Origin of the sequence: Flavobacterium luminosum, assembly GCF_023635005.1 — a bacterium.
In the GTDB taxonomy this organism is placed as follows: Bacteria; Bacteroidota; Bacteroidia; order Flavobacteriales; family Flavobacteriaceae; genus Flavobacterium; species Flavobacterium luminosum.
The window spans coordinates 1-9,303 of the sequence record NZ_JAMLJM010000014.1; the positions used below are offsets into that span (position 1 = coordinate 1).

10 protein-coding genes are annotated in these 9,303 nt (G+C 31.8%); all 10 read left to right on the top strand.

Features of this window, described 5'->3' with window-relative positions:
* The first annotated feature begins 261 nt into the window (after nt 1–261).
* The 10 genes from NAT50_RS12085 to NAT50_RS12130 all read left to right on the top strand — a co-directional run bounded on the left by NAT50_RS12085 (nt 262) and on the right by NAT50_RS12130 (nt 8,471).
* The gene (locus NAT50_RS12085) at nt 262–1,038 is read left to right on the top strand and encodes an alpha/beta hydrolase (RefSeq protein WP_250593483.1); all 777 of its coding nucleotides are present in this window, start codon (nt 262–264) and stop codon (nt 1,036–1,038) included.
* Nucleotides 1,039–1,229: 191 nt separating this feature from the next.
* On the top strand, nt 1,230–1,634 hold the full coding sequence (locus tag NAT50_RS12090; protein WP_250593484.1) for a hypothetical protein: 405 nt from the start codon (nt 1,230–1,232) through the stop codon (nt 1,632–1,634).
* A gap of 170 nt (nt 1,635–1,804) precedes the next feature.
* The gene (locus tag NAT50_RS12095) at nt 1,805–2,437 is read left to right on the top strand and encodes a hypothetical protein (RefSeq protein ID WP_250593485.1); all 633 of its coding nucleotides are present in this window, start codon (nt 1,805–1,807) and stop codon (nt 2,435–2,437) included.
* A 230-nt stretch (nt 2,438–2,667) separates the two neighbouring features.
* Nucleotides 2,668–3,135: a DUF1905 domain-containing protein gene (locus tag NAT50_RS12100; RefSeq protein ID WP_250593486.1), complete on the top strand. Its 468-nt coding sequence runs from the start codon at nt 2,668–2,670 to the stop codon at nt 3,133–3,135.
* Nucleotides 3,128–3,805 carry a DUF2461 domain-containing protein gene (locus tag NAT50_RS12105; RefSeq protein WP_250593487.1) on the top strand — a complete coding sequence of 226 codons (678 nt, stop codon included), beginning with the start codon at nt 3,128–3,130 and terminating at the stop codon, nt 3,803–3,805. The genes NAT50_RS12100 and NAT50_RS12105 overlap by 8 nt, the downstream gene beginning before the upstream one ends.
* Before the next feature lie 750 nt (nt 3,806–4,555).
* Complete coding sequence (locus tag NAT50_RS12110) at nt 4,556–5,374, top strand: alpha/beta hydrolase (protein WP_250593488.1); 819 nt, start codon at nt 4,556–4,558, stop codon at nt 5,372–5,374.
* A gap of 168 nt (nt 5,375–5,542) precedes the next feature.
* Nucleotides 5,543–6,097, top strand: a complete 555-nt coding sequence (locus NAT50_RS12115) for a hypothetical protein (RefSeq protein ID WP_250593489.1) — start codon at nt 5,543–5,545, stop codon at nt 6,095–6,097.
* A gap of 197 nt (nt 6,098–6,294) precedes the next feature.
* Nucleotides 6,295–6,816 (top strand): hypothetical protein, encoded by a 522-nt coding sequence (locus NAT50_RS12120; protein WP_250593490.1) that lies wholly within the window; start codon nt 6,295–6,297, stop codon nt 6,814–6,816.
* Between the two features lie 131 nt (nt 6,817–6,947).
* Nucleotides 6,948–7,484, top strand: coding sequence for a hypothetical protein (locus NAT50_RS12125; protein ID WP_250593491.1), 537 nt, complete (start codon nt 6,948–6,950; stop codon nt 7,482–7,484).
* Between the two features lie 285 nt (nt 7,485–7,769).
* A complete protein-coding gene (locus tag NAT50_RS12130) occupies nt 7,770–8,471 on the top strand; it encodes a toxin-antitoxin system YwqK family antitoxin (protein WP_250593492.1) in 702 nt (233 codons plus the stop codon).
* Nucleotides 8,472–9,303: the final 832 nt, after the last annotated feature.

Sequence of the window (9,303 nt, forward strand, 5' to 3'; positions counted from 1 at the left end):
GAAAAGTACTCGATTATAAAACGCCAAAAGAAGTCTTTCAACAACATATTTTAAATCCTTTACAGATCTAAAACAAACGAAACACCAAATCAAAAAAAACGCTTTATTCTCGAAATTTTTAAAATATCAATCTAAAGATGTTTTTAAAATTTTGGGAAATAAAGAACAAAAAATCTAATATTTATCTTACTTTTGAAAATAACTAACCGTTGCGTTAGAAACTTGAAACCGCCTACGAGAACCGAAGGAAAATAAGAAAATATGAAGATTTATTTGAGAATATTAGTGGTTTTAATTTTAACAAGTTGCACATCAAACGTAAAATTATCTAATTCAAAACTTGCAACTAAAAATTATGAAATAAAATTTGACAGCATAAATTTATTTGACAAATCTAGAAACCGAAATATTCCTGTTGCGTTATATTTACCAAAAACAAATGAAAAAATTGAAAATCAAAAAGTTGTAATTTTAAGTCATTGTTATAATCAAAATAAACTTGGAACAAATAAATATTATTCATTCCTAACTGAAAATTTAGCATCAAAAGGTTACTTTGTAATTAGTATTCAAAATGAATTACCAACTGATGAATTATTACCAACAAGTGGAGATTTGAAAATTTTGAGAAAACCGATTTGGGAAAGGGGTTGTGAAAATATAATGTTTACTATAAATGAGTTTAAAAAAACAAAACCTGAATTGGATTACAAGCATTTAATCTTAATAGGACATTCAAACGGCGGAGATATAACTATGTTATTTGCTCAAAAATATCCGAATTTAGTAAACAAAATAATTTCTCTTGACAATCGTAGAGTTGAGTTTCCAAGAACATCGCAACCGAAAATATATTCATTACGTTCAAGTGATCAAATTGCTGACGAAGGTGTTTTACCAACAATCGAAGAACAAGAAAAATTCAAAATAAAAATCGTTAAACTTAAAAATACAATTCATAACGATATGATGGATAACGCAACTAAAAAGCAAAAAGCTGAAATGAATAAATACATTATGGAATTTTTAAATGAATAATAGCAACTACTGCTAACAGCAGTTTGGCTATATGGCGGAATTTGGCTTAATTTGAAGATGGTTTTGTACTTGGAAAATTAGTCATTAACCGAAAGATTAGGCTTACTTAATCCGCCACATCGCCAAGCCGCGGAACGTTAGCTGTAATACGCAAAAACCGAAAAACAACTAAAATAGAAAACGGAAATCCTATGAAAAAACTACTATTAATTTCAATCTTAATATTATCCTTTACCAACTTAATAGCACAAGAAGCAAAAGAAAAACAAATAATCACTGCGGTTAAATTAGAAGCTGACAAAATTATCTTAAACAATAAAATAGCTTATAATTATACCAGAAATGGCAATGATTTTTTAATTTCAAACCTTGATGGAAAAGAATTAATCAAAGGAAGTATTACTTCACATGGAGATGGAAAATTTTCAAGCGTCATCACTTTTGTAACTTTTGGCAAAGATTTTTCAAATGCGAAAATTATTGGCAGAAAAGAAATAATTTTTGCTCTTTGTGAAAATAATATTATTAAAGATAATTTTGAAATTGACGAAGTAAAATTGGCTTCTTTTTTTGAGAAATATAATGAATTGAAATAAAGTACTACAGCTAACAGCGGTTTCACGAAATGGCGAAGCTGTTTATACCGGTTGTCGATTTTCCGCTGGAAAATCTTATACTAGTAGAAAATACTCAGTCCCGTTCCTCGCCACTTCGTGAAGCCACGGGACGTTAGCGGTAATTTTACAGAACGACACAGTAAATAAGAATGATAAATTTTGACAACATAAAAACTTATTCAACTGATTTCCCAAAGACTTGGAGTTTTTTATGGTCGCCTGAAGAAGCAAATGAAATTCCTCTGGAACATAAAGACCAAATTTTCTTTCTAAATAAAGAAGCGAGTGAATTTGTCAAAAACTATATTAACAGTTCTAAAATGGTTACAGGTCCATTATGGAAACCATTTAATGAAAGATACTTTAAGACAATCGAAGAATTTGAAGTAACAGAAAGCTGTGAGACAGAAATTAAGAAGTGGCTATATAACAAACCTATTCTATTTGACAAGTATGTATTTATAGAAAGTGATAGAAGTGGACAATCTGTAACGCTAACTTGGAAAATGGTAATTAAATATTGGGAAGGACTTTTCTTTGCTGACGACTTAATAATATTTGATGAAACGCTAAATTGGGGGCTTTTTTATTTTCACGAAGACAGACTTTACTTCGGGTCAGACAAAATCTATGACAAAGAATTTGAGTATGAAAAAACGAGAGAATTTAACGAATTGAAAAAGAGATTCTTCAATAAGGACAATTTGAACTTTAACAATGACGACAAAAAGAAATCAGTTAGAGACTTTAAAGAGAGATATAACACAGACAAAATTGAGTAAAAAACTACCGCTAACAAGGGTTTGGCGCAATAGCGGGTTAAGTGATTATTGAAAGTTTCGGCTTTCTATGTCGCAAAAAGCCAATTACATCGTCTTTTTTTCTTAAATTTATTCAATGAATTGGCTTTTGCTTACTGTGTCGCTAAATTGAAACTTTTCGCTTCAATTTCCGCCACTGACGCCAAGCCCCGAAACGTTAGCGGTCAGGCTAAAAGACAAAACGTAACAAAATGGAATACTTAGTAAAAGACGAAATATTAGAGTTAAAATATCAACCTGGAAAAGGTGCTTGGACTTACCATATTCAAATTCCCAACACGAAACACATAGTTGGGAAATGGGGTTCAATGAAAGTTTCAGGTACTATTGACAACTATAAAATTGAAAGCATCAACCTCGCAAAACTAGGTGACGAAGACAAACTAATTTCCATCAACGACAAAATCAGAAAAGCAATTAATAAAAGCGGTGGAGACAAGGTTACAGTGACACTTTATCTACTGACTACAAAGGAACAAATTACCGAAAAAGAAATTTTAGAAACATTCAAAGAAGAAGGAGTTCTGAAAGCCTTCAAAAAGTTGACTAACGAAGAACAAAAAGAAATTATTGAAAAAATTGCTTCTACCAAATCGGAAGACAAACAAATTAAAGTGTTTTTGAAATTTATTGACCAATTAAGTAAAAGCAATGATTAAGCAGACTTCACTTGACTTCCTTTCAAATCTTAAACTAAATAATTCAAGAGAATGGTTTGAGCAAAACAGGGACTTATACGAAAATTACAGAAGCGACATACTTCAATTGACTGAAAATCTCTTGAAAGAATTATCTAAGATTGACAACGCAATTTTACAAGCCAACTTAGACCCTAAAAAGTGCTTGACGAGAGTAAACCGAGATTTAAGGTTTTCAAAAGATAAGACACCATACAAAAATTATGTCTTAATTGTTTTTAACAAGAATTACCCTCAGCCAAACAAGGCAGGATATTTTATTCATATAGAACCAGAAAATTGTTCGGTTGGTGGTGGAGTTTGGCAAACAACGCCTGAGTATTTGAAGAAAATTCGTCAAGAAATTGATTATTCATTCACGGACTTCAACAAAATCATAACCACATCTGAATTTCAAGAAACATTTCCAAACGGAATACAAGGTGTTGGAAAACTTAAAAAAATGCCAGTTGGCTATAACGAGACTAATCCAGCAAGTGAACTTCTGAAAATGAAAGGATTTTGCACCAAAGAACCGCTCAATGACAAGCTACTAACAAGTAAAGACTGTATTAAAACTGTTATGGAATTTTTCAAAACAACAAAACCAATTATTGACTACATAAACAAAGCAATTGAGTATGATGAGTAAAAAGCCCGAACCGCTAACAGGCGTTTGGCTCAATGGCGGGTGACGTGGTTAATTGAACATTCTACCTCGCATCAACTTTTGTGGTGTATTGACAGTTTAGTGCTCCGAAATCCGCCACTGCGCCAAGCGCCAAAACGTTACCAGTAAGTGCCGAACCGAGGCGCTGAAAACCAATCTGACGTTGAATTGTTACTGAATTTCTGTCCACTTCTTCTCTCCTATTTTGGAAAATTTTCGCAAAATTTAATATTCCGTTTTTAATTGGCAGAAACTTGAAAAGCGGACAAAAAATCAGCAACTTTTGAAAGAAAAACTGTTGACAAAACTCAGTTTGACAAATACAGAAACGTACCAAACTTTGTCTAAAAAAATGGACAAACAGAAACGTGAAAAGCAAACTTAAAAGCAGAAACGCAGAAATAGAAACGAAAACCGAACTGTACGCAGAATTCTCTTAACGTTTAAAAACTGAAAAATGTAAGAGCCGAACTGTACGCAGAATTCACATTGCGGTAATTCGTTGTGTTGAAAAAAAAACAGAATCCAAAAAAGTTGCACCAACTGGTAACAGCGGTTTGGCGCCATTGCTGGTTTCAGGAATATTTGGAAAAAACTCCGTTTTTTCCAATTTAGTTTTGTACTTGCAAACTTTTAGCTAAATTTACGCAACGGCAAGCCAAGCCGGCGGGACGTTGTGCGTCAGCTTAAAACGACAGCGTACAAATAATAAACAAACAAAAAACAGAAAATATGAAATTCATTTATTACAACTTACTCTTTATAGTTTTTACATTGACAAGTTGCTCAAACGCATCACAACCAAACGACCCTATTCCAGAACACGAAACTTTTAAAATTCAATCTAAACAAGTTGGAGAAGAAAGAGTAATAAACGTTTGGACACCAGAAAATTATAAAGCAAGTAAAGACTCTTTGTCCGTAATGTATATGGCAGATGGTGGAATAAAAGAAGATTTTCCTCACATTGCAAATACTTTGGCTAAACTGATTAAAGAAAAGAAAATAAAACCTTTAATACTTGTCGGAATAGAAAACACTCAACGAAGAAGAGATTTGACAGGTTTTACAGAAGTAGCGAAAGACAAAGAAATTGCACCAGTTGTTGGTGGTTCAGAGAAATTTAGAGCATTTATCAAAGACGAACTTTTCCCTGAAATTAACAAACGATACCGTACAACGACTGAAAAAAGTATTATTGGAGAATCCGCATCAGGACTTTTTGTAATGGAAACATTTTTCCTAACACCTGAAATGTTTGATAATTATGTCGCTTTTGACCCTTCACTTTGGTGGAACAATCATTATTTGGTAAGAACAGCAAAAGAACATTTAGCAAAGTTTCCAACATCAGAAAAACGGATTTGGTTTGCAGGTTCAGACGCAGAAGATGTTTCGCCTTTTACAAAAGAATTAGCTGACATTTTTACAGTAGTGAACAAAGAAAATGTTAAATGGAAATTTTCTGACGAACCGAAAGAAAAGCATACAACAATTTTCAGAGCAACGAAAGAAAAAGCAATTATTTGGACACTTAACAAAACTGAATAAAAAGCCGAACGCACAACATCGGTTTGGCAATATGGCGGCTGAAGTGCTTCTATGAAACATTCGTGCAATGTTCAATGGTAGTAATTCTATTGAACTTTTGTGCTAAATTTCCGCCACATCGCCAAACCGTAAACCGTTGTGCGTCAGCTTAAAAAAACGAAACGACTAATGAAAAACGTAATTATAACAACCCTTTTAATATTACTTTTATCGATTGTTTTCCCAATTGATGTGATGGGAAATAATTTAAATCCGTTGATTTTTGGAATTGCATTTTGTACAGTAAATCGAAAACTTTTGAAGTACAAATTTCTGATAGGTTTTATTTGTTCGATTTTACTTAGCTATGTTTCATTCTTTATTGGTTTTTTTGGACTATTTGGAATAGGATATTTAATAGACAAAATAGTTGACTTACTAAATTTAAAAAGTATAGACGGAAACATATACATTTTGATTAGTGGACTTTTCGCATCATTAAGTATCTACTTTTTGTTTTCGAAAATATACTATATCCAAAATCTGAGAAAAGGTTTTTACATAATGTTAATGTCTTACATACTTATACCAATATTAGTTTATGTAATTCCAATTATTTTTAAAGGAATATTAATGTTTGAGTTTTTTGGAATTTATAATTTAAGTTGGTTATTAATAGTTAGCTTATTTTTAACTTATACTTTTAACCATAACCGAATAGAAACTGAAAAAATAAATATATAATAAAGCCGAACGCACAACAGCGGTTTTGTGCAAGCGGGGTTTTGGGGATTTATCGTTAAGGGCTTGGTGTTTGCATTTTCTCTTTCTTTTGGGCTTTTTTCTTTATAACTTTTCGGTATATTTGTAAATGTCAGTAATAAAAATCCTCGCCTGACACAAAGCCGGCGGGACGTTATGTGTCATTTTACTTCAGAACTATGAAATCTTCTATCCAATATCTTTTATTAACAGTGTTTTTAATTAGTTGTACAAATCACAGAAAAAACGATTCATTAAAAGTCACAGATGATGAAATTTATATGTTTATAAAAATGGTATTGAAAGATTTAGAAAAAACTCAAAAATTAGAGGGAACGCAAGATTACTATTTACAAGATCAATTAGTAACTCCATCGTTTGTTTATGATAATCCTAGTTTTAAACTTGATAAATATTTCCAAAAAGGCGACTTAGATTTTATACAAAAACAAATTGGAGAACGTAAAGATTTTCTATTGATTCAAGATTCAATAAAATCAAAACGTATTATTTCAAAAAAAACAATTGATTCTTTTAACAATAATAGAAAAGATAATATTGACCGAAAAAGTCATTTTTTAGAAAGTTATAAAAAAGAATATGGAAATAATTTTTATGACAAATTAAGTTTACCGATATTTTCAAAAGATAAAAAACAGTTCTCATTGATATTTCAAGTTTTTTTGGAGGCAAAACTATAATTTACAGAAAAGAAAATAATAAATGGAAATCTGATGTAATTGTTAGTTGGACTAGTTAAAAAAAACGTCACATAACAGCGGTTTGCTTCAATGGCTACTTCCGGATTTTCCTACGGAAAATCCGCTGCTGAATGGAATGTTTTGTTATATTTGTAATGGCTTGGCATTGGTTCAACGCCACTGAGAGCAAGCCGCAAAACGTTAGCAAACAGTTTGGAAAACCTTTAAGAATGGATAATAAATATTTCAAAGAATTAATTAATAATTTTAATAAATCACAAGAAATACGTGATAACTCTTATTTTGAATATTTTAAATCTTTATCTACTCTTTCTGTTGGTTTAATAGGTTTACTAATTGGATTAAAACCTAATCCAATTCCAAATCATGAAGCGAAAGTAGCTTTTTTGGTGACCATAATTTTAATTGCACTTTGTATCCTTTTTTCTCTATCAACTCGATTCTACGAAGTAATTTTGAAAAAGAAGATGGCTGATACTTACAAACAGCAATTATTAAAATATATGGAGAACCCTTCCGAAAATACTTTCCAAGCTGACAGCATAGATAAAGATAATATTTATAAATTTTTCGAGATAATGACATTTGTTTGTTTGTTATTATCCATTTCAGCATTGATTTCATATGTTTATTTTTTAGAATTTTAGTACTTCCGACTTGAATACGGTGCGGAAATTAAACCGATTTGCTAACAGCGGTTTGGCGCCATTGCTAGTTTTGGGCATATTTGGAAAAAACTCCGTTTTTTCCAATTTAGTTTTGTACCTGCAAACTTTTAGCTAAATTTACGCAACGGCAGGCCAAGCCGGCAGGACGTTAGCAAACATTTTAAAACCCTTGCATATATGAGATATCTTGCATTGCTCTTCATATCAATTTTTCTATTCACTTCTTGCAAGAATGAAATCAAAGAATATGACACCGAACAAAGATTGACAAAAGAGTACAGTTTAAATGAAGAAAAGAAATTTGATGGAATTTACAAGGAGTTTTATGAAAACGGAAATGTGAAGGTTGTCAAGCATTACGATGATGGAATCTTAATTGATTCAATAGTATTGTACAACTCAGACAATACAATAAATCAAGTACAATTTCCTTTAAAAAAGGATTCTTTACTTTATAAAAATTACCTGAAAAACACATTGGAATCTGAAGGTATATTTTATAAAGAAATGAAACTCGGAAAGTGGAAATACTTTAAAAAGAATGGAAACTTAGACAAAGTGGTTGAATATGTTAATGTTTGCGGAGATCAGTATACAAACCAAGGTTGGTACTTTGAAAACGGAAAAGACACGATAAAAGAATTCGGTAATTATTATAGCGTCAAAATTCCGAAGCATGTAAAACAAAATCAACTTCTCAAATTCACGATATATCATAAACCAATAATAGCCGCAAACCCAGATTTAATTTTCTGCATCGGTACTGACGTTGACAAAAACTTCTGCAATTTAGAGCAAACCAAAATAGATACAGCTTATGGTGTGAATAATACAATTCCGCTAGAGATTATATTCAGTAAAAAAGGAAGAAAAAATCTAAGAGGTTTCATTAAAGAATATTATAAAGCGAAAGATTCATCAGCCTCAAGATTGATTTATGTTGACATTCCAATAAACGTTGAATAAAACGTTTGCTAACAGCGGCTTTGTGCAAGTGGGGTTTTGGGATTTTTTGGGAAAGTTTGTGCTCGCACTTCTGGTATAAAAATTCATGTTTTTCTTTCACACTTTTCGGTATATTTGTAAACGTCAGTAATAAAAAGCCCGCCACTGACATAAAGCCGGCGGGACGTTACCAGTAAGTGCCGAACCGAAATGCTGAAAACCAATCTATCGTTGAATTGTTACTGAATTTCTGTCTACTTCTTCTCTCCTATTTTTCAAAATTTTTAGATAATTGAAAATTCAGTTTTTAATCAGTTGAAAATGAAAACGCAGACAAAAATTCAGCAACTTTTGAAAGAAAAACGGTTGACAAAACTCAGTTTGACAATTGAAAAACGTACCGAACTTTGCGGAGAAATTCAAAATGTTGAAAACTTTACGGAAATTCATTTTTATAAATTTCACCAAACTATTCGTTGAAATTATTCTGAAAAAACATTGAAAAAACTTTGCGTTGAAAAACCGAACTAGACGCTGAGTCTACTTTGCGAAAATTCGACACGTTGAATGAATCAGAATTCTAAAAAGTTGCACCAACTGGTAACAGCGGTTTGGCGCCATTGCTGGTTTCAGGAATATTTGGAAAAAACTCCGTTTTTTCCAATTTAGTTTTGTACTTGCAAACTTTTAGCTAAATTTACGCAACGGCAAGCCAAGCCGGCGGGACGTTAGGCGTCAGTTCGTTCCGAACCGACGCTGACTAATCCAATCGAAATTATTCTATCTATAGAAAACAAAGAGATATCATATCCGAAAAAACTTTGCGCAGAAAAAAGCGCAGTTTATAAAAACA

What these genes read in the sequence shown, in the direction of transcription:
- NAT50_RS12085 (WP_250593483.1), top strand. Translation starts at nt 262, where the DNA reads ATGAAGATTTATTTGAGAATATTAGTGGTTTTAATTTTAACAAGTTGC.
- NAT50_RS12090 (WP_250593484.1), top strand. Translation starts at nt 1,230, where the DNA reads ATGAAAAAACTACTATTAATTTCAATCTTAATATTATCCTTTACCAAC.
- NAT50_RS12095 (WP_250593485.1), top strand. Translation starts at nt 1,805, where the DNA reads ATGATAAATTTTGACAACATAAAAACTTATTCAACTGATTTCCCAAAG.
- NAT50_RS12100 (WP_250593486.1), top strand. Translation starts at nt 2,668, where the DNA reads ATGGAATACTTAGTAAAAGACGAAATATTAGAGTTAAAATATCAACCT.
- NAT50_RS12105 (WP_250593487.1), top strand. Translation starts at nt 3,128, where the DNA reads ATGATTAAGCAGACTTCACTTGACTTCCTTTCAAATCTTAAACTAAAT.
- NAT50_RS12110 (WP_250593488.1), top strand. Translation starts at nt 4,556, where the DNA reads ATGAAATTCATTTATTACAACTTACTCTTTATAGTTTTTACATTGACA.
- NAT50_RS12115 (WP_250593489.1), top strand. Translation starts at nt 5,543, where the DNA reads ATGAAAAACGTAATTATAACAACCCTTTTAATATTACTTTTATCGATT.
- NAT50_RS12120 (WP_250593490.1), top strand. Translation starts at nt 6,295, where the DNA reads ATGAAATCTTCTATCCAATATCTTTTATTAACAGTGTTTTTAATTAGT.
- NAT50_RS12125 (WP_250593491.1), top strand. Translation starts at nt 6,948, where the DNA reads ATGGAATGTTTTGTTATATTTGTAATGGCTTGGCATTGGTTCAACGCC.